Annotated in this window: 16 protein-coding genes; 4 read left to right on the forward strand and 12 right to left on the reverse strand. The window is 61.9% G+C overall.

What is annotated here, in order from left to right; genetic code table 11:
- Positions 1-14 precede the first annotated feature (14 nt).
- The 7 genes from IGS58_RS09680 to IGS58_RS09715 form a co-directional block, all read right to left on the reverse strand.
- Positions 15-2,318 carry a TonB-dependent receptor gene (locus tag IGS58_RS09680; protein ID WP_230522220.1) on the reverse strand — a complete coding sequence of 768 codons (2,304 nt, stop codon included), beginning with the start codon at positions 2,316-2,318 and terminating at the stop codon, positions 15-17.
- A gap of 442 nt (positions 2,319-2,760) precedes the next feature.
- Entirely contained in the window at positions 2,761-4,485 is a 1,725-nt protein-coding gene (locus IGS58_RS29160) for a methyl-accepting chemotaxis protein (protein WP_329957980.1), read from the reverse strand.
- Positions 4,486-4,796: 311 nt separating this feature from the next.
- Positions 4,797-5,192, reverse strand: coding sequence for a nuclear transport factor 2 family protein (locus tag IGS58_RS09695; RefSeq protein WP_070281944.1), 396 nt, complete (start codon positions 5,190-5,192; stop codon positions 4,797-4,799).
- 11 nt (positions 5,193-5,203) lie between these two features.
- Positions 5,204-5,416: a hypothetical protein gene (locus IGS58_RS09700; protein ID WP_092605562.1), complete on the reverse strand. Its 213-nt coding sequence runs from the start codon at positions 5,414-5,416 to the stop codon at positions 5,204-5,206.
- Between the two features lie 79 nt (positions 5,417-5,495).
- Positions 5,496-5,999: a DUF2939 domain-containing protein gene (locus tag IGS58_RS09705; RefSeq protein WP_230521204.1), complete on the reverse strand. Its 504-nt coding sequence runs from the start codon at positions 5,997-5,999 to the stop codon at positions 5,496-5,498.
- 124 nt (positions 6,000-6,123) lie between these two features.
- Positions 6,124-6,570: a DUF2939 domain-containing protein gene (locus tag IGS58_RS09710; protein ID WP_176375957.1), complete on the reverse strand. Its 447-nt coding sequence runs from the start codon at positions 6,568-6,570 to the stop codon at positions 6,124-6,126.
- Between the two features lie 36 nt (positions 6,571-6,606).
- Positions 6,607-7,299: a hypothetical protein gene (locus IGS58_RS09715; RefSeq protein ID WP_230521205.1), complete on the reverse strand. Its 693-nt coding sequence runs from the start codon at positions 7,297-7,299 to the stop codon at positions 6,607-6,609.
- Positions 7,300-7,527: 228 nt separating this feature from the next.
- On the opposite strand from IGS58_RS09715, the gene IGS58_RS09720 reads away from it, so the two are divergent.
- Entirely contained in the window at positions 7,528-8,367 is an 840-nt protein-coding gene (locus IGS58_RS09720) for a hypothetical protein (RefSeq protein ID WP_230521206.1), read from the forward strand.
- 26 nt (positions 8,368-8,393) lie between these two features.
- Positions 8,394-10,610: a penicillin acylase family protein gene (locus IGS58_RS09725; RefSeq protein ID WP_230521207.1), complete on the forward strand. Its 2,217-nt coding sequence runs from the start codon at positions 8,394-8,396 to the stop codon at positions 10,608-10,610.
- 118 nt (positions 10,611-10,728) lie between these two features.
- Here the strand turns inward: IGS58_RS09725 and IGS58_RS09730 are convergent, their stop codons facing one another.
- Together IGS58_RS09730 and IGS58_RS09735 are read right to left on the reverse strand one after the other, a co-directional pair.
- On the reverse strand, positions 10,729-11,910 hold the full coding sequence (locus tag IGS58_RS09730) for a trans-sulfuration enzyme family protein (protein ID WP_230521208.1): 1,182 nt from the start codon (positions 11,908-11,910) through the stop codon (positions 10,729-10,731).
- Complete coding sequence (locus tag IGS58_RS09735; protein ID WP_442908359.1) at positions 11,907-13,298, reverse strand: pyridoxal-phosphate dependent enzyme; 1,392 nt, start codon at positions 13,296-13,298, stop codon at positions 11,907-11,909. The genes IGS58_RS09730 and IGS58_RS09735 overlap by 4 nt, the downstream gene beginning before the upstream one ends.
- A 304-nt stretch (positions 13,299-13,602) precedes the next feature.
- Here IGS58_RS09735 and IGS58_RS09740 point away from each other — a divergent pair, with 304 nt between their 5' ends.
- The gene (locus tag IGS58_RS09740) at positions 13,603-14,151 is read left to right on the forward strand and encodes a thymidine kinase (protein ID WP_034778598.1); all 549 of its coding nucleotides are present in this window, start codon (positions 13,603-13,605) and stop codon (positions 14,149-14,151) included.
- A 1-nt stretch (position 14,152) separates the two neighbouring features.
- On the opposite strand, the gene IGS58_RS09745 is transcribed toward IGS58_RS09740, so the two are convergent.
- Both IGS58_RS09745 and IGS58_RS09750 read right to left on the reverse strand, forming a co-directional pair.
- Positions 14,153-14,425, reverse strand: a complete 273-nt coding sequence (locus IGS58_RS09745; RefSeq protein WP_070256715.1) for a putative signal transducing protein — start codon at positions 14,423-14,425, stop codon at positions 14,153-14,155.
- Positions 14,426-14,476: 51 nt separating this feature from the next.
- Positions 14,477-16,447 carry a methyl-accepting chemotaxis protein gene (locus IGS58_RS09750; protein WP_230521209.1) on the reverse strand — a complete coding sequence of 657 codons (1,971 nt, stop codon included), beginning with the start codon at positions 16,445-16,447 and terminating at the stop codon, positions 14,477-14,479.
- Between the two features lie 520 nt (positions 16,448-16,967).
- On the opposite strand from IGS58_RS09750, the gene IGS58_RS09755 reads away from it, so the two are divergent.
- Complete coding sequence (locus IGS58_RS09755) at positions 16,968-19,235, forward strand: carboxy terminal-processing peptidase (protein ID WP_070256719.1); 2,268 nt, start codon at positions 16,968-16,970, stop codon at positions 19,233-19,235.
- 198 nt (positions 19,236-19,433) lie between these two features.
- Here IGS58_RS09755 and IGS58_RS09760 read toward each other — a convergent pair whose 3' ends face one another.
- Positions 19,434-20,360, reverse strand: coding sequence for a LysR family transcriptional regulator (locus tag IGS58_RS09760; protein ID WP_230521210.1), 927 nt, complete (start codon positions 20,358-20,360; stop codon positions 19,434-19,436).
- Between the last annotated feature and the right edge of the window lie 93 nt (positions 20,361-20,453).

Raw genomic sequence — 20,453 nt, forward strand, 5'->3', positions numbered from 1 at the left:
GCCAGCAATAAAAATCAGAACGTCGCCTTGAACTGCACCCCATATGTGCGTGGTTCGTTGATGATGCCCGTCAGGTTGTCGAAATCGATGGCGCCCAGCGACTGGATCTGGTTGGTGATGTTGCGCCCGTACGCGGACAGTTCATAGCGATCCCATTTGTAGCCGACGCGCAAGCCGCCTTCGAGCAATTCCTTTGCCTTGTATTCTTTCGCTTCATACAGGAAGAAATTGTAGCTGGTGCGGTAGGCCCAGTCCGTGTAGGCGTAGAACTCGCCATTGGCGAGGGGAATGCTGTATTTCAAGGTGAAGTTGGTTTGCCATTCCGGCGCGCGCGGCAGCGGGTTGCCGTCGATGTAGGCCGTGCCCTTGAACGGGCCCAGCGGATCGGTAACGGTACAGCCGCTGGCCGGGTTGTTTTGCGCGTTGCCGCAGCTCTGCACGAACAGCTTCTTGTCCTGGATCTCCGTGTGGTTATAGCTGCCGCCCAGGGTCATGCTGAGCGAATCGCTGAGGTTAGCCTGGAAATCGAGTTCCACGCCACTGCCCGTGGCCTTGTCGGCGTTGATCAGCTGGTTCATGTTGACGGCGCCACTGCCAGCCGTCAGCTGCTTGTCTTTTACACGATACTGGAACACGGCCACGCTCAGGCGCGCGCGCTTGTCGAACAGGTCCTGCTTGATGCCCGCTTCGACGGACAGCGCTTTCTCGGCGCCGGCAAACGAAGGGCGGTCGGCCAGGCCGTTCAGGCGGCCCTGCATCGACGGCGCGCGGTAGCCGGTGGCGATGCGCGCGTAGGCATTGGTTTCCGGCGTCAGCACATAGGTGCCGCTCAAGTCCCAGCTGATGTTGTGCGAGGTGTCGTTCAGGTTGAAGGGGCCGGCCGTGGTCGCTTCCACCCGCTTGGCGGAGAAATCCTTCTTGTCGGTCGTGTAGCGCAGGCCGGCGCGCAGTTTCAGGGCGTCCGAGACCGTGTAGTTGAGCGAGCCGAAGGCCGCATACGACTTCGAGCTCTGGTTTTGCGTGGCGTAGGCGCTGTTTTGCGGATTGCCGGGCGCCAGGCTGTCAAAGCTGATGCTGTCGATCTGGATATCTTCCTTGAAGTAGAACAAGCCGGCTATCCATTGCAGCGGGCCGCGGGCAGACGATTCGGCGCGAAATTCCTGCGAAATCTGCTTGTGGTTGGGGATCACGTCGGCCGTTTCCACGACGAAGGGGATGAAGCCCGGGCCCATCGGCGGGGCATACACGGCGCCATAGCCGCCGTCGACGTCGGCGCGGCTGAAGAAATCGAGTTTTTCGTAGCCGGTGATCGAATGCAGGGTGACGCCGGGCAAGTCCCATTTCAGGCGCATGCTGCCGCCCTTGGTTTTCAGGTGCTGGCGGTTGATGCCGTCGGTCGGGTAGTTATCGTAATCAAAGCCGTCGACCAGGTCGTTGGTGCCTTGCTTGAGGATATTGGCGCGGAACAGCGTGGCCGTGCCGTCGAGGTTGCGCGCGTGCACGTTGAACAGGGCGCTGAAATCGCGCGTGGGCTTGACCAGTACCTGCAGGCGGCCTGCGCTGTCTTCATAGCCTTCGAAGTCGCGCGTGCCGGTCGGGCGCGGGTTGTGCACGCGGTCGTCGCGGCGCTGTGTCTGGCCGGAAAAGCGCAGGGCCACCGTGTCGCTGACGGGCACGTTGAAGGCGCCTTCCAGGTTCTTCATGCCATCCTTGCCGAAGCCGCCGCTCAGGTAGCCTTCCGTCTTGAAGACGGGCTTGGCGGAATCGAACTTGATCACGCCGGCCGGCGAGTTGCGGCCGAACAAGGTGCCTTGCGGGCCGCGCAACACTTCGACCTGATCGACGTCAAACACGGGAAAACCCTTCAGCATGGCGTTTTCCTGCACCACGTCATCCATCACCAGCCCCACGGGCTGCGAGGCATTCAGGTCGAAGTCGGTATTGCCCAGACCGCGAATGTAGAAGCGGGGAAAGGTACGGCCGTAATCCGATTCGACGGACACGCTGGGCGAGCGGCTGTTGAGGAAGCGGATGTCGGCGCCGCCGGCTGTCAGGGTGTCGAGCTTGTCGCCTTTCAGGGTGGCGATGGACATGGGCACGTCCTTGATGTTTTCCGCGCGCCGCTGCGCCGTCACGATCACCGTTTCCAGCTGGCCAGGGCCGGCCTGTGCCGCCGGAGCCGCAGGCGCGTCGGCGGCTGGCGCCGGGATGCTGTCCTGTGCCTGCGCCATCGCCTGCAGGGGGAAGGCGGCAGTGATAGCCAGGGCAATCAGGGTGTGGCGTATTGTGCTGGCGCGTGTGCTGGCATGCGGTGTCATCATGAAACGGCTCCTGTCGGTGAAGGTTGTTGGGGCGCTGCAAGCTGGCGCTGGCCAGCTGGACGAAAAATCATGCTAGCACGGAAAGTTTTGGTATTCATGCCATTTTCCAGCGATGGCTATTCATATCCGTTTCGACTGAATACACGAATAAAATCGTATTTGTCGTCAATATCTGGCGGGTGCATAGTGGAGTGCCGCCAGGCTTGCGCGAGCGCAAAAGTGGCCTGGCATGGGGATGGGGTTTCCTGCGGGAGCGCAAAAAGAGGGATGGCTTTTGCCGTGCTGCCCATGTCCGGACAGTGGAAATACAACAACTGCCGCGGATTTTTTCGGCAGGGGCGTGTTGTTGCTGCGCGACAGGGGGATGGTGCCGGTGGCGGTTATCTCCTGCGCGCGTGAAGGGGGCATGCGTGACGGCATGCCCCTATCTGTTTAACGCTTAAAACTCTTCCCAATCGCCGGCCGTCACTGTGTCCGCTTGCACGGCACGGTGTTTTGCCGGCGCGGCCTGGCGCTTGACGGTGCTGCCGGCCGGGGCCGGTACCAGGCGCAGCGGCTTGCGGCTGGCGCGCGCCGGTGCTGGCGTGGGCGCCGCCACATGGCCGTCGTGCGTCTTGAAGATGCTCACCGTCTGCACCAGGTGGCTGGCCTGGTCGCGCAGGGATTCGGCCGCCGCCGCCGCTTCTTCCACCAGCGACGCGTTTTGTTGCGTGACGTTATCCATCTGGGCCACCGCCTGATTGATCTGCTCGATGCCGTTGGACTGTTCCTGGCTGGCCATCGTGATGTCAGCGATGATGTTGCTGACGCGGGCGACACTGGCGACCACCTCGGACATCGTCGTACCCGCTTGCGCCGCCAGCCTGGCGCCCGCATCGACGCGGCTCACGGAATCGTCGATCAGCGTCTTGATTTCCTTGGCCGCGCTGGCGCTGCGCTGGGCCAGGCCCCGCACTTCGGTGGCCACGACGGCGAAGCCGCGGCCCTGTTCGCCGGCACGCGCCGCTTCCACGGCGGCATTCAGGGCCAGGATATTGGTCTGGAAGGCGATGCCGTCAATGACGCTGATGATGTCGACAATCTTGCGCGACGATTCGCTGATCAGGTCCATGGTGCCCATCACTTGCCCCACCACGGCGCCGCCCTTGCTGGCGACGTCCGATGCGGTCGTGGCCAGCACATTGGCTTCGCGGGCATTTTCTGCATTCTTGCGCACGGTGCTGGTGAGTTCTTCCATCGAGGAAGCGGTTTCTTCCAGTGAACTGGCTTGCTGTTCCGTGCGCAGCGACAGGTCGCTATTGCCAGTGGAAATTTCCGCGGCGGCAAGGGCTACCGTATCGGAATCCTGGCGCACGGACGAGACTACCGAAGTCAGCGACACCTGCATGCGCTGCAGCGCCGACAGCACGCTGACGCTATCGTTCGGAGCGACGCTGAGTTTTCCTGTCAGGTCGCCGGCGGCAAGCAGGCTGACGGCGTCGCACAGCTGTTTCGGTTCGGCGCCCAGCGCCTTGAGCAGGTGACGCGTGATGAGCCAACCCGCCAGGGCCGCCAGCACGATGGACAGCAAGCTGGCGCCGATCAGGATATTCCTGTTGAGAATGTAGCGTTCGTTGTCTTCCTGCAGGATGACGGCGGAGCGCTGGTCCGTCAGGGCGAAATATTCATTGCTGGCGGCGACGAGGGCGGCCAGCAGCGGGCGGCATTCCTCGTTCATCTTGACGATGGCTTGTTCGGTTTTCTTTTGCAGCGCCAGGTCCACGATGCCTAGGGCCACGGGAGCATAGCGTTTTTCGATGCTGTCGATCTTGTTGATGATGGCGCGCACCTCGTCCGATACCTCCGGCTGCTGTGCCAGCTGCAGCAGCAGCTGCATGTTCTTGACGACATCGGCGTGCGCTTGCAAGACCTGTCTGCGTTCGATTTCCAGGTCTTCCGGCTTGGTGACGAGTACCAGGTTCCTGGCCGCCACGGCACGCATGTCGATCGCGTCACGCACGCGGTGCGCCGTATTGGCGCGGGCCGTGATGCCGTTGACATACTGGTCAAAGCCGGTGTTGAAGGTGGAAAAACTGCGCACGGACAAGACCGAGATGCCGATGAGGAAAAAGACCAGCAGGCCGAAAGCCAGAGTGAGCTGGGTGCGTACGGTGAATTTATCCATGATGTCTCTCCCAAAAATACGTGCTGACGATTAGAAAGGGGCTTGCGCGGGACGGGGGGCAGGCGATTGCCTGGCAACGGGTCGTGGCCTGCGCAGTGCTTCTCTATCCAGAACACGGATTCGTGGTGTGAGGATCGCGTTACTTGAAAACCGATTTAAATAATTTATTTGTTTTATTTATTAAAATCATTTTTGCATAAAAAATTCAGTAAATCAATGAGATTTTACAGGCCAAAAAACAAATTTCGACATGTGCGGCTTGTTCCCGCGCCAGTGGATGGGGCGTGGGAAAGCGTCCGAGGGGAGGCGGATCAGCCGGGAATCGGCGTGCCCTGGTGAAAGGCCATTTGCCAGCGGCCATCGCGCCACTTCCACAGCGAACTGCGCAAGCTGGCGCTGGCGGGCAGGGCGCTGCTGGCGTGCCGCTGCGAGCGGTAGGTAACGAAGGCAACATCCTCGGCCAGCAAGCGGGCCTGGAAATCGCTGATGCTGCGCAGGCAAAAATCTTCTGCCGGCAGATCTGCCAAGGTCGCCGCGCGCGTCCAGAGATTGCCCGAGCTGCCGAATTCGACGAACTCGTCGGCCAGCAGAGCTGCCAGCCTGGCGCTGTCAGCGCGTACCGCCTGGCTTTGCAGCGCCGCTTCCAGCGCCTGCAACTGCGCCGCCAGGTGTGCGTTGCCTTGCGGACTGTCCTGCGTGCGGTCCATAGCCAGGGTCTTCAGATGGGAAACGCGCCGGCGCCCGATACATTCAGGCAGGCGACCTTGTCGCTGGAAAAATACTTGATTTGTCCCAGGCCGATGGCGTAGCAGCCGTCACTGAGCGGGGAAATGGGGCCGGTGAGTTTCTCACCGCTGGTCAGGGTCACCACCCACGGCGTGGTGGCCGGTTTGCCCGCGTGGGTCAGGGCGTGTTGTACCAGGTCTGACATGTTGCCTCCGTTGGAAATCAAAACCCGATGATAGCAGTGTCGCACCGCCGCTGGTTTGCCGCTACGCGGGCCTGGCGCCTTACGCGTCGGCCAGCAAGTTTTTCGGCAGGGCCACCGACACCAGCTTCCAGTGCCACAGGCCGTCGCGCGCCAGGGTCAGCTCGCCGATATGGCTTTTGCTGTGCGCGCGCTGCACCACGACGCTGTCCCAGGAGGTGTAGCGCAGTTTGTAGTCGGGTTTGGTTGTACGCTTGCGGCCGCTGATATCGCTGACCTTGGCGATCGGGTGTTCGTAGCGGTCATTGAGCTTCATCAAGGCGACGATGCCCTCGGGCATCAGCATGGTATCGAGTAAAGGGTCGATAACGTCGGGGCTGATGTCGTCGGCCACTTCCGGCGCCGAGAACAGGGCATGCAGTTGCTGCCCCAGGCTGCCGCGCAGCTGGGGCAGGTCGATATGCGCGGCCAGGGCCTGCGTATCCTCGTCCATCGTGGCCGCGCGTATCTTGTTCATGGTGAAATACGGGCTGCCATAGAAGACGCCAGCCAGCGCGACCAGTGCCACTACAGCAAGAAGCATCATTCTTTTCATTGTGCAATCTTTTGGATGCCTGGCGACCCGTGCGCCTGAAGTGTTGGCATTCTACATAATATTTCCCAAAATCAATATGGTAGTTTAGGTAAGTGTTGTTTTAGATCAAGTTTCGTCAGAGTAATTCCGGCGGCAAGGTGATGTCCGTCAGTTTCCAATCCCAGATGCCATGGCGGCGCAGCAAAAATTGGCTGGCGGCGGGGCCAGCGCCGCTGCGCCGCAGCACCACTTCGTTCCACGAGCGGTATGCCATGCCAAAGTCGTGGCGCTTGCCGTCTGCTCCCTGCTTGCCGTGCAGGATCAATACCGTAATGCCGGGCGGCGAGACGATGGTGTCGAGCATTTCCTTGAAATCGTCTTCGTTGGCCGTTTCGCCGGCCGCCCGCAACTGGCGCGCCACGCTGGCGCGCACGGCGGGCAGGTCGGCCTGCTGCGCCAGGTTTTCCAGGCGCACGGATTTCGCCGCGATGCTGATGCGGTACATGGCGATATAGGGGCTGACCCAGGTGAAGCCGATGGCGGCAACGGTAAAAATGATCGCGGTGGCGTACTTTCTTTTCATGCTATATCTGCTTGGATCGCAGCTTGCTCGTGAGGATCAATAGCCGCCAAGAATCTGATATTCCAGGCCCTGATTTCCTGCGCTGCGTACCTGGATCCTGATTTTCCTGAAGGTGACTTCCGCAGGAAAACTGGTGATCTCAAACGATAAGTCTTGCGAAAACGACGGCCGTGCCAGGTCGCCCGCATACTCCCGGTAGGCAATGCGCAAGGTTTTATTGCTGTAGCCCTGGTATAACAGTTGTGAATTGATGGACCTGTCGATAGGTGCAGTTTCCACTCCCGGGCCGAATTTGATGCCGGGGCTGACATCTTCATGCCACCACGCCAGATCGCTTGCGATCATTACCTGGTCCAGTAGGCCATCATTGTTGCGGTCGGCAAAACAGGCATTTTTGGTCATTCCGGGCAGCAGCATATTGAATACCTGCCGTTCAGTGCAGTAGGCAGGTTTTCCCTCGACATCAGCGCGGTACAGGAAGTCGCCCTCGATAACGGCGACACGTCCGCCGCCAATCGACACGGCGCGCCCATCGTAAATCTGATAGCCCGTTTTACTTGTGTATTGGAATGTGGACAACAGTGCTTCACCAGCAGTGACCTTTGAAACGATGTTCAATTGCGGATCATGGCCGATGCGCTCCATCGTGCGGGTCGTCTCGCGGACCTCCATGGTGGCGCACCCGCTGAGTACGAGGGCAGCGACGGCGATGCGGCATAACTTTTTCATTGATTTCCTTGTTTGTCTTCGGAGCGCTCATGCGCAAGCAGGCGTGAGTAGGGGGAATGGTAGCTAAATATTGCCAAATGATAAGTTCAGTTGCCTGTGAAAGAAAGAGAAAATGCGCTTTTTTCCGTCGTGACGAGGGTTGGCGGACCTTGATCCGCTTTATGGGATGGCGGATGGTGTAGCATTCGTGCCGGCGCGGACCATCGCGCCGCAATATTGAGGACAACCATGAATATCACTATCAATCAGGTGCTGCAGTCGTATATCGATCCGCTCACCGCCAGCGAGTACGCGGCGCTCGAACGTAGCCTGCTGGCCGAAGGCTGCCGCGATGCGCTGGTGCTGTGGAACGACGTGCTGATCGACGGGCATAACCGCTACGCCATCTGCCGCCAGCACGGCATCGAATTCAAGACCATCCAGAACACCAGCTTTACCTCGCTCGACGACGTCATGCTGTGGATGATCGACAATCACCTGGCGCGCCGCAGCGTGTCGGACTTCCAGCGCGGCGTGCTGGCCCTGCGCAAGAAGGAAATCGTCGCCGCGCGCAGCCCGGCGCCCGTCAGTGCCCAGGATGCGCCGGATGGCGAAAACGCGCCGAAGCCGGCCATGAGCACGCGCGAAGAAGTGGCCAAGGCGGCCCGCTTGAGCAGCAACCAGATCAGCCAGATCGAGAAGATCCAGAAAGCGGCTTCGCCGGAACTGGTGGAAGCCGTCCGTTCGGGCACGATCTCCATCAATGCGGCGGCCACCGTGGCGTCCCTGCCGCCGGAAGAGCAGGTGGCCGCTGTCGCCGGCGGCAAGAAACTGCTGCGCCAGGCGGCCAAGGAAATCCGCGAACAGCGCGCCGCCACGCGCACGCCGCGCGAGCCGAAGGCACCCCACGTGTCGCAGGATACGCCGGAAACGGGCAACGAGCCGTGGGCCGAGAATGCGGCGCAGACGCCGTCCGAAGCGGAACGCCTGCGCGGCGAGATCGCCAGCCTGAAACAGAAGGTGGCGCAGCTGCAGGCGGAAAATACCGAATTGAACCAGCGCATCGCCGCGCTGATCGATGCATCCTGATTGCCGACTTGATTCTGGAGTAGTGCATGCTGCATAGCCGTACCCTGTTCGCCGCCATCGCCTGCGGCATCGTTGCCGCTACGCCCGCGCTGGCCGCCGCCGCTACCAGTGCCGTTTCTGTCGCGGACATGGCCCGCTGGCAGGCGCAAGCCGCCAATGTCAGCATCGCGCGCGACACGTGGGGCGTGCCCCATGTGACGGGCAAGAGCGATGCGGATGCCGTCTTTGGCCTGATGTATGCGCAGGCCGAAGACGATTTCCCCCGCGTGGAACTCAATTACATCAACGCCATGGGGCGCATGGCGGAAGTGGAGGGCGAGCGGGAACTGTACCGCGACCTGCGCATGAAGCTCTTCATCGATCCGGCCGACTTGCAGGCGCAGTACCGCGCCAGCCCGCCGTGGCTGCGCAAGCTGATGGACGCCTTTGCCGATGGCCTGAATTTTTACCTGGCCACGCATCCGCAGGTGAAACCGCGGCTGATCGCGCATTTCGAGTCGTGGATGGCCTTGAGCTTCAGCGAGGGCAGCATCGGCGGCGATATCGAATCGATCAACCTGGCGCAGCTCGAAGCGTTCTATGGCCAGCAAGCCAGGCCTGCCGCCGTGGCGCTGGCCAGCGTGGAGACGGGCTTGGACCCGGAGCCGAGCGGCTCGAACGGCTTCGCCATCGCGCCCGCCATCACGAAAAACGGCCATGCGCTGCTGATGATCAATCCGCACACCTCGTTCTACTTCCGCCCCGAAGTGCAAGTCACCAGCGGCGAAGGCTTGAACGCGTATGGCGCCGTCACCTGGGGCCAGTTCTTTGTCTACCAAGGTTTTAACGACCGTCTCGGCTGGATGCATACCTCGGGCGGCGGCGATGTCATCGACGAATACCTGGAAAGCATCGTCGACCGGGATGGCGCATGGTTCTACCGCTATGACGGCGGGCTGCGCCCCTTGAAGGCCGTGCCCATCACCTTGCCATATAGACTGGCCGATGGCGGCATGGGCTCGAAAACCATCACCGTCTACTACAGCCACCACGGCCCCATCGTGCGCGCGCTGGACGGTAAATGGGTGGCCGTGCGCCTGATGAACGAGCCATTGAAAGCGCTGACACAATCGTACACGCGCACCAAGGCGCGCGATTACGCGGCGTTCTACAAGACGATGGAGCTGCGCACGAATTCGTCGAACAACACGGTGTACGCGGATGCGGATGGCAATATCGCCTACTTTCACGGCAATTTCATCCCCGTGCGCGACCCGCGCTTCAACTGGAAGCAGCCCGTCGATGGCAGCGACCCCGCCACGGAATGGCAAGGGCTGCACACGGTGGCGCAAACCATCACCCTGTTCAATCCGAAGAATGGCTGGATCCAGAACACGAACAACTGGCCATATTCGGCGGCCGGCGCCAACAGCCCGCGCCAGCACGACTATCCCGCCTACATGTCGGTGTACGGCGAAAACGCGCGCGGCCTGCATGCCGTCAAGGTTTTCCAGAACAGGACGGGTTTTACCCTGGACAGCCTGATCGCCGCCTCGTACGACAGCGAACTGACGGCGTTCGAATCTTTGCTGCCGCCGCTGTTCGCGGCGTACGATGCGCTACCGGAGAATTCGCCGCAAAAGCTGGCGCTGGCCGACAAGGTGGCTTTGCTGCGTGCCTGGGACTGGCGCTATTCGCTGACGTCCACCGCCACCTCGCTGGCCGTGTTCTGGGGCCAGGAGCTGGCCGAGCTGGCAGGCAAGCAGGCGCGCGAGCAGGGCGTGCCCGTGGTCGATTTTCTGGCGACGGACAGGGTCCCGGCCGACCAGCGGCTGGCGGCACTGGCCAGTGCCGCCGATAAGCTGCGGCGCGATTTCGGCAACTGGCAAACGCCGTGGGGCGAGATCAACCGCTACCAGCGCCTGACGGGCGACGTGGTGCAGCCGTTTGACGATGCGCAAGCCAGCCTGCCCGTGCCTTACGCGTCGGGCAACTGGGGCGCGCTGGCCGCATATGGGCAGAGCAGCAAGAGCACGACGCGACGCATCTACGGCGAGCGTGGCAACAGCTTTGTGGCGGCCGTGGAATTCGGCCCCCGCATCAAGGCGAAAAGCATCCTCGCCGGCGGCCAGAGCGGCGACCCGAAGTCGCCTCACTTCCGGGACCAGGCGGCCATGTATGCGCGCGGTGAATTCAAGGACGTGCTATTTTATCCCGAAGACGTGGCCCGGCACCTGGAGCGCAGGTACCGGCCGGGGGAGTGAGCGTTGCTGTTCATGGCAACAATGTGTCGGATTACGCTTCGCTAATCCGACCTACGGTATCCCCTGGCATGTCGGTCGGATTAGCGGCGGTACGCCGCGTAATCCGACAATCCCCACCTCAAATCGCGTCGAGCGCCGTGCGCAGGTCGTGGCGCAAATCCTCGATATCCTCGATGCCCACCGACAGGCGGATCAAGCCGTCGCCTATGCCCAGTTTTTCCCGCTGTTCGGGCGGGATGCTGGCATGCGTCATCAGGGCGGGGTGTTCGATCAGGCTTTCCACGCCGCCCAGGCTTTCGGCCAGGGCAAACACTTCGCAGCGTTCGAGGAAGCGCCGCGCGCCGGCCAGATCCGTGTCCAGGTCGATGGAAATGATGCCGCCGAAACCATCCATCTGGCGCCGCGCCAGCGCATGCTGCGGGTGCGATTCCAGCCCCGGATAAAACACCTTGCGCACTTCCTTTTGCTGCTCCAGCCACTGCGCCAGCGCCAGGGCGCTTTCGCAATGGCGCTGCATGCGGATGGCCAGGGTTTTCACGCCACGCAGGGCGAGGAAGCTGTCGAACGGTCCGGCAATCGCGCCCACCGAGTTTTGCAAAAAGCCCAGCTGCTCGCGCCACTCCGCCTGGCGCTCTTCCGCGCCGACGATGGCGATGCCGCCGATGATGTCCGAGTGGCCGTTCAAATACTTGGTGGTCGAGTGCACGACGATGTCGAAGCCGTGTTCCAGCGGGCGCTGCACCAGCGGGCTGGCGAAGGTGTTATCCGCCACGGCGATGATGCCCCGTGCGCGGCAGATGTCGGCAATCGCCCGCAAATCCGCCAGTTTCAGCATCGGGTTTGTGGGCGTCTCGACCCACACCATCTTCGTTTCCGGGCGCAGCGCGGCCAGCAGGTTTTCCGGATTCGTCAGATCGACATACGTGAACTCATGGCCGGCCGAGCGGCGGCGCACCCGTTCGAACAATCGATACGTGCCGCCGTACATATCGTCGCCGGCGACGATGTGGCTGCCCGCATCCAGCAATTCCAGCACGGACGAGATGGCGGCCAGGCCCGAGGCAAACGCGAAGGCCGCGCTGCCGCCTTCCAGGTCGGCCACGCAGCGCTCGAGCGCCCAGCGCGTGGGGTTGTGCGAGCGGCCGTAATCGAGGCCCTTGTGCACGCCGGGGCTGTCCTGCACGAAGGTGGAGGTGGCGTAAATGGGCGGCATGATGGCGCCCGTCGACGGGTCGGGCGACTGGCCTGCGTGGATGACGCGGGTGGCGAGGCGGCTTTTGCGGGGAATGTGCTGGCTCAAGATAGTGTCCTGCGTAAGTGGTTGAGAAGGTCGAATCGGGTGATCAGGCCATAGAAGGCAGTATCGTCGGCGACGACGGCCGTCAAGCCCCGGTCCAGGGTGGCGCGCAGGGCGGGCAAGCCGCTGGACGGCGCCAGGGTTTCGATCTGCGTCGTCATGGTGGCGCCCACCAGCGAGGCGAAATGGGCGGCGTCGCCCGAGACGTGCAGCAGCAAGTCCGATTCGTCGAGTATGCCGACCAGCTGGCCGCCATCGATGACGGGCAGCTGGGCCAGGTCGCTGGCACGCATGCGGTTGAAGGCCGTCAGCAGGGTGTCGCCCGGCGCCACGCTGACGACATCGCCCTCGTCGTAGCGGCGCCCGATCAGGTCGCGCAAGTCGCCCGACACGGCCCGCTGCAACAAGCCCTGGTCGCGCATCCAGCCATCGTTATAGACTTTGGATAGATAGCGCGTTCCCGTGTCGCAGACAAAGGTGACGACGCGCTTCGGCGTGGTCTGTTCGCGGCAGTATTTGAGGGCGGCGGCCAGCAGCGTGCCGGTGGACGAGCCGCCCAGTATGCCTTCGGCGCGCAGCAGGGCGCGCGCGGAATCAAAACTTTCCTGGTCGCTGATGGTATAGGCCTTGGTGACGCTGGCCATGTCGGCGATCGAGGGGATGAAGTCTTCGCCGATGCCTTCGACGGCCCACGAGCCGCTCGTGTCCGATACCTTGCCCGTGTCGATGTATTCGGTGAGGATGGAGCCTTGCGGGTCGGCGAGCACGAATTCCAGCTTCGGCTGCGCCTTGCGGAAGTAGCGCGTCAGGCCCGTCAGGGTGCCGGACGAACCGACGCCGACGACGATGGCGTCCACGTCATGGCCGCTTTGCTCCCAGATTTCGGGCGCCGTCGTCGTTTCGTGGGCCAGCGGATTGGCGGGATTGTTGAACTGGTCGGCGAAGAAGGCGCCCGGCAGTTCGCGCGCCAGGCGCGCCGCGTAATCCTGGTAGTACTCGGGATGGCCCTTGCCCACGTCCGAGCGCGTGGTGTGCACTTCAGCGCCCAGGGCTTTCAGGTGCAGCACTTTTTCCGTCGACATCTTGTCGGGCACGACGAGAATCACGCGATAGCCCTTGATGCGGCCGACCAGCGCCAGGCCTATGCCCGTGTTGCCGGCCGTTGCCTCGACGATGGTGCCGCCCGGCTGCAAGCGGCCGTCGGCTTCGGCCGCTTCGATGATGGACAGGCCGATGCGGTCCTTGATGGAACCGCCGGGATTTTGCGATTCCAGTTTCAGGAACAGCTGGCACAGGCCCGTGTCGAGCCTGGTCACTTCGACCAGCGGGGTATTGCCGATCAGCTTGTATAGCGCTGGCGGCTGGGGTGGGGATGGCATTCGATCATTCATGGTGGCTCCTGTCAGAGAAACAGCCGCCCGGGATTGTGTCCCGAGCCGCCTTCCGTGCCGCGCAGTGTAGGCGGGTGGGCGAGTGCGGCGAACGAATGTTTGCATGCTTGCATATGCGCTTTGCGCATATCGGTTGCAGCGTGGCTACAGCGTGCGCGCTTCGAGTATGCGCCGTTTTTTGCCCGCTTGCCGCACCAATGACACGACTATTAAGCTGCCGCAAGTCCGCCATTGCGATTTATAATCACGCCTCGAAAAGGAACTAAACAGTATCCTGAAAACCAGACAAACAGGGCAGGCGGCAGTGGCAAAACTTTATTTCCGGTATTCCGCAATGAACGCGGGCAAGTCGACGGCCTTGTTGCAAGTCGCGCACAACTATGAAGAGCAGGGCCAGCAGGTACGCCTGTACACGGCCGCCATCGACAGCCGCTACGGCGTGGGTAGAGTGACTTCGCGCCTGGGCCCGCAGCGCCAGGTCGATATCTTCCATGCCGACACGAATTTCCTCAACGATATCCCCCAGGTCGCCTGTTTGCTGGTGGATGAGGCGCAATTTCTCAGCACGGCCCAGGTGCAGCAGCTGCACCAGCTGGCGCAAGTGAAGGGCGTGCCCGTCATCTGCTACGGCTTGCGCACGGATTTCAAGGGCGAACCGTTCCCCGGCTCGGCCTATCTGCTGGCGCTGGCCGACGATATCGAGGAATTGAAGAATATTTGTACGTGCGGCAAGAAGGCCACGATGAACATCCGCGTGGATGAGCAGGGCCGCCGCATCAAGGAAGGCGAACAGATCAGCATTGGCGGCAACGAGAGTTACCGCCAGGCATGCGGGCGCTGTTTCTACTCGTAAATTATTCGGCGACGGGCGCGCCTACATCGGCATCGTCCGCCAGCGCCAGATCGCCCCGCTCGAAGGCGGCGAGGATGTCATTGGCGCGCGCCACGTCGTGTTCGCGCACCAGCACGCGGGCGCCGCCGATGGCGGCTGCCAGCAGCATGTCGGCCTGCATGTGCTGGTCGTCCGTCAGCAGCACGTCGATGCCGGCCGCTGCCAGGCAGCCGCGGATGACGTGCGCATCCGTGGGGATCATCAGCCGGGCAATTAAAACGTAGTCGTCGTGCATGGTCTCTCCTGGGGCGGTGGATTCTGCCCCATCTTAGCACCCGGATTGCACTTACAGCTTGAACACGCCCACCACCTGGTTCAGCTCCTGCGCTTGCTCCTGCAAGGCGTCGGCCGCCGCGGCCGCTTCTTCCACCAGGGCAGCATTCTGCTGGGTCACCTGGTCCATCTGGGCGATGGCCTGGTTGACTTGCTCGATGCCGCTGCGCTGCTCTTCGCTTGCCTGCGCGATTTCGGCCATGATGGTGCTCACTTGCTGCACGCTGGCCACCACGGTGTCCATGGTGGCGCTGGCCTGGCTCACTTGCACGTGGCCCAGGTCCACCGTGCTGGCGGATGCCTGGATCAAATCCTTGATATCTTTCGCCGCTGCCGTCGAGCGCTGCGCCAGGGTGCGCACTTCCGTGGCGACGACGGCAAAGCCGCGTCCCTGCTCACCGGCGCGTGCCGCTTCCACGGCCGCGTTCAAGGCCAGGATATTCGTCTGGAAGGCGATGCCGTCGATGACGCCGATGATGTCGGCGATCTTGCCCGAGGAGCTGCGGATGGCATCCATGGTGCTGGCCACTTGCGCCACGGCGGCGCCGCCTTCTGCTGCGAGGCTGGAGGAGTCGTGCGCGAGCCGGCTTGCCTGCTGGGCATGGTCGACGTTCTGGCGCACGGTGGAACTGAGTTCTTCCATCGAGGCGGCTGTTTCTTCCAGCGAACTGGCTTGCTGCTCCGTGCGGCTCGACAAGTCCAGGTTGCCGCTGGCGATTTCACCGGACGCCGTGGCGATCTGCCCGGCGCTGCCGCGCACATTGCTGACCACTTGCGACAAGTTGTCGCTGATGCGGTTCATGGCGAGCAGCAGGCGGCCGATTTCGTCCAGGCTGCTGGTATCGAGGTGCACCGTCAGATCGCCGGCGGCGATTTGCGCGGCGGCCGTTTCGGCGGCGGCCAGCGGGCGCGACACGAGGGTGCGCACCAGCCAGTACAGCAGCAGGGCGAAGACGAGCAGGGCGATGAAGCCGGAAATGGCCAACTGGTTGCGCATCTGGCGCGCTTCCAGCGTGATCTCGTCCGTGAACGTGCCGCCCGCGATGATCCATTGCCAATCCTTGAATTGACGGTAAAACAGCTGCTTTTCGCGCGCGAGGGCCGCCGTTTCGCCGGGCGCCGTCCACGTGTAGCGCATGGCGCCGTCCTTTTGCGCCAGCATTTCCTGGATGAACAGGCGGCCGTCGCTGGCCTTGAACTCGAGCGCGCTCTTGCCTTCGCTGTTCGGGTGCAGCACCAGGTGGCCGTAATTGGCGCCGGGCGCCGTGTCGACGATATAGATGTAGCCCGTCTGGCCGATCTTGACCTGGCGAATCTTCTCTTTGAGCATGGCCAGATTCTTGCTGATGTCCAGGCCGATGAACAGCACGCCGACCACCTTGCCGCCCGCATCGCGCACGGGATCATATTGCGTGATGTATTGCTTGCCAAATAAGGTGGCCATGCCAACGAAGCGCTGGCCCGCGCGCAGCGGCGCATAGCTGGGGTGGTTGTGGTCGAGCTGCGTGCCGATGGCCCGTTCGCCATCCTGCTTTTTCAGCGAGGTACTGATGCGCACGAATTCATCGCCATTGGCGGCAAAAATGGTGGCGATCACGCCCGTTTGCGCCGTGTAGCGGTCGACCACGGCCGTGTCGAGGTTGAGCACCTTGCCCCCGTTGGCCAGGGCGGGCGTGGCCTTGCCTGCCACGGCCACCATGGCGCCCGCGTCGACCGTGAACGGGCCGGGAAATTCGGCCGCGAACAGGCGCGCGAAGCTGGCCGCCTCGTTGACCATGGCCGTGTGAAACACTTCCGTGGTGGTCATGACGCTATTGAGTTCGCTGGTGACGGCCGCTTCGGCGCGCTGTTCCAGCGCAGCCGAGGTGCGGATGCTGATCAAGGTCGTCAGGCTGGCGAGGATCAGGCTGACCAGGGCAAAGGTAAAAATGGTGATCTTGCCGCCGACACTCCAGTGGCGGGGGGAGAATGATTTTGTAGGCATAGTGTGAGTCTGGCAAAGGGTAATCAGCTCGGCCATTCCTGGTCATGACATGACACGCGGGGAGGGGATCTGGTGGGGAATACTGTTGAAACTGAGGCGCGCCGGCGTTGGGAGCCGCGCACAGGCAAGCTGGATTTCAGGGCGCGATGATAGCATGTTGCTTGCGTTTTGTTACTAAGTGTTTCCCGCAGGAATCAATTTTTCGCGTAAAAACATCATCCGTATCAAGGATTGTAAAAACGGCCTATTGACTTTTTCGATCTCAATGGCACGTTTGATCTTTGGCGCCGAGGGGCGATGTAATTTTTCTCACGAATGTTTCACTTTGTAATGAATGAGACGCCGCCTTTAATTCGCGTTTAAGCTTCCAGGAAGAAACTGATATTCCATGGGAGACTGCCAGGCCGTATCCTGTAGAATAATATGCAGACCAGTCGTGTATTCCCCTTACTGTCTTGCTGGCTGGCGCATGAATGGCTGCGCCGCCTGGAATTGATTCAACTAATTTTCGGAGAAGCCGATGAAGAAGCAAATGATGCTGGTCACCCTGGTGCTTGCCCTGTCAGCCCACGCTGGCGCAGCCCAGACGGACAAGAGCGCCGCTCCTCCGCTACCCATGAAGCCGCTGGCCCAGCAAACGCAGGCCGCCTTGTGGGCATCGCGCGTATTGACGCGCGTCCATTACAAGGCCATGCCGCTCGACGACGCCATGTCGGAGAAGATATTCGACCGCTATTTCAAGTCCCTGGACGCGGAAAAGCTGTTTTTCGTGCAGGCCGACATCGACCGTTTCGCGCCCTTGCGCACCAAGCTCGATGACGCCATCATCAATGAAGACCTGACGGCGCCGTTTGCCATCTATAACCTGTACCAGCAGCGTTTCGACGAGCGCATGGCGTATGCGCGTGAATTGCTGAAAACCAAGTTCGACTTTACGGCCGATGAGAGCTACCAGCTCGACCGCGAAAAGGCCGCCTGGCCGAAGAACGACGAGGAAGTGCGGGACCTGTGGCGCAAGCGCGTCAAGAACGACTGGCTGCGCCTGAAACTGGCGGGCAAGGAAGACAAGGCCATCCGCGAGACGCTGGACAAGCGCTATGAGAGCTACACGACCCGTGCGCGCAAGCTCAACAGCGAAGATGTGTTCCAGATCTTCATGAACTCCTACGCCATGTCGATCGAACCGCATACCAATTACCTGGGTCCGCGCGCTTCGGACAACTTCGACATCGCCATGCGGCTGTCGCTCGAAGGCATCGGCGCCGTGCTGCAGACGCGCGATGAATACACGGTGGTGCGCGAAGTCGTGCCAGGCAGCCCGGCCGGCTTGTCGGGCAAGCTGAAAGTGGGCGACCGCATCGTCGGCGTGGGGCAGGGCGAAAGCGGCCCCATTACCGAAGTGCTGGGCATGCGCATCGACGATGTGGTGCAACTGATCCGCGGCGCCAAGGATTCCGTGGTGCGCCTCGACATCCTGCCGGCCGACGCCGGCCCGGACGCCAAGCACGTGGTCTTGCCGCTGGTGCGCAAGAAAATCAGCATGGAAGAGCAGGCGGCGAAGAAATCGATCATCGAAGTGCGCGACAACGGCGTCAAGCGCCGCATCGGCGTCATTTCCTTGCCGACGTTCTACCAGGACTTCGAAGCGCGCCGCCGCGGCGACAAGGACTTCAAAAGCGCCACGCGCGACGTCAGCCGCTTGCTGGCCGAGTTGAAGAAGGACAAGGTCGACAACGTCCTGATCGACTTGCGCAACAATGGCGGCGGATCGCTGAATGAAGCCGTCGAACTGACGGGCCTGTTCATCGACAAGGGCCCTGTCGTGATGCAGCGCAATGCCGAAGGCAAGGTCGAGGTGGAAAGCGATACGAATGCCGGCCTGGCCTGGGATGGCCCGATGGGCGTGCTGATCAACCGCGGCTCGGCTTCCGCTTCCGAAATTTTCGCCGCCGCCGTGCAGGACTACGGCCGTGGCGTGATCATCGGCGAAGGCAGCTTCGGCAAGGGCACGGTGCAGACCCTGTTCAACCTCGACCGTTTTGGCGGCAGCGAGAAAGCCCGTTTCGGCGAGCTGAAAATGACCATCGCCCAGTTCTTCCGCATCAATGGCGGCACCACGCAGTTGCGCGGCGTCACGCCTGACATCAAGCTGCCAGCCATGTCGGACGCGGAAAACTTCGGCGAATCGAGCTATGACAATGCCCTGCCATGGGTGGCCATCAAGCCGGCGCCCTACATGCCGACGGGCGACCTGAAGGACATCGTGCCCCTGCTGGACAAGAAGCATGATGCGCGCGTGGCCAAGGACAAGGATTTCCAGTATTTGCTCGATGACATCGCCCTCGTCGTCAAGCAGCGCAAGGAAAACCAGATTTCGCTCAATGAAACCGTGCGCCGCAAGGAGCGAGATGCCCAGGAAGCGCGCGCCAAGGCCCGTGAAAAACGCCTGATCGCGCAGATTTCGAATCCTGCCGACGACCTGGTGGTGATTCCCGATCCGAAAGACGTGCTGAAGGGCGCGAAAGCGGCCAACAAGACGGCCAAGCAGATTGCCGCCGTGAAGGGCGCCTTGCGCACCGACGACGGCTTGCAGGGCGACGAGCGGGCCCTGAGTGCCGAACTGGACGCCGAGACGGCCGCGAAGAGCGCCAAGGACGTGCTGCTCAACGAAGCGGCGCGCATCCTGGCAGACGAAGTGGCGCTGATCAAGGCCGATACCCGCCTGGCGTCCAAGGTCTTGCCGTATGGCGCGGACACCAAGGCAACACCGGTGACGGCGGCGAAGTAAGACTTTTCACGCAGTAAAAAACCGGCTCCTTGCGGAGCCGGTTTTTTTTCGCCCTGTCAGTTATCTGCCTGGTGTATTTCTATCATTCCAACAATCAATTGGATTGATATGCCGCGATGCAGCATAATTCACTTGTCTCCTCTATTCTCCTCCAAGAAAATAGATTCAGCCCGCTCCTTGAGCGGGCTTTTTTTTGCCTCAGATTTTGCGCGTGGGCAGTTGCACGTCGGGCTGGGCAGCGAGCAGGGCCGTGATCCAGCCGGCAAACGCCTGCAGCTTGGGCGTGGCCAATCGGCCTTGCGGCGTCAGCAGGGACATGGGCATCGGCGTCGGCGGACAATCGGCCAGCACGGCGACCAGGGCGCCGCTGTCGAGGTGCGCGCGCACCTGGTACACGGCCGCCTGCACCAGGCCCAGCCCTTGCAGCGCGCAATCGACGCTGGCGTCCGCATCGTTGACGGCGATGGGGCCGGCCATCTGCACGCGCACGACCTCCTTGCCTTGCTGGAAATCCCAATCGAAGGCGCGTCCCGTGCGGCCCGAGTAATGCATGATGCCCCGGTGCGCGGCCAGGTCGGCCAGCGTTTCTGGCGTGCCATGCCGCGCCAGGTAGGCGGGCGCGGCGCACGTGACGAAGCGCATCAGGCCGACCTGCTTGCCGATGAAGGCGGAATCCTGCAAGGTGCCCACGCGCAAGGCGCAGTCGATGCCTTCCTGCGTCAGGTCGACCAGGCGGTCTGTCAGGCTCAGCTGCAATTGCACGTCTGGCCAGGCGGCGTGGAATTGCGCGATATGGGGAATGATCAGGCGCCGGCCCACCGTGTTGGGCAGGTTGATGCGCAGCAAACCGCGGGGTTTTGTCGCGTCCGGGCCACGGAAGGCCAGTTCCGCCGTGTCGACGGCTTTCAGGATATCGATGCAATGGCGAAAGTACTCGGCACCTTCCGGCGTGAGGGACAGGCGGCGCGTGGTGCGCTGCAGCAGTTGCGTGCCCAGGTAGGCTTCCAGCTTTTGCAGGGTGGCCGTCAGAGCTGCGCGCGGCAAATTCAAGGTTTCGGCCGCCTTGGAAAAGCTGTTGGCCTCGACGATGCGCACGAAGGTCTGCATGGCCTTGATCTTGTCCATGGGATAGCTTTCATTGTTCATATTATGTGAAAAGTGTAGGGTGATTATGCCCTAATTATCTTTGCCCCGGCTTTGCCTAGAATGGCAACATCC

The organism is Janthinobacterium sp. EB271-G4-7A (assembly GCF_020858075.1).
GTDB classification, from domain to species: domain Bacteria; phylum Pseudomonadota; class Gammaproteobacteria; order Burkholderiales; family Burkholderiaceae_D; genus Janthinobacterium; species Janthinobacterium lividum.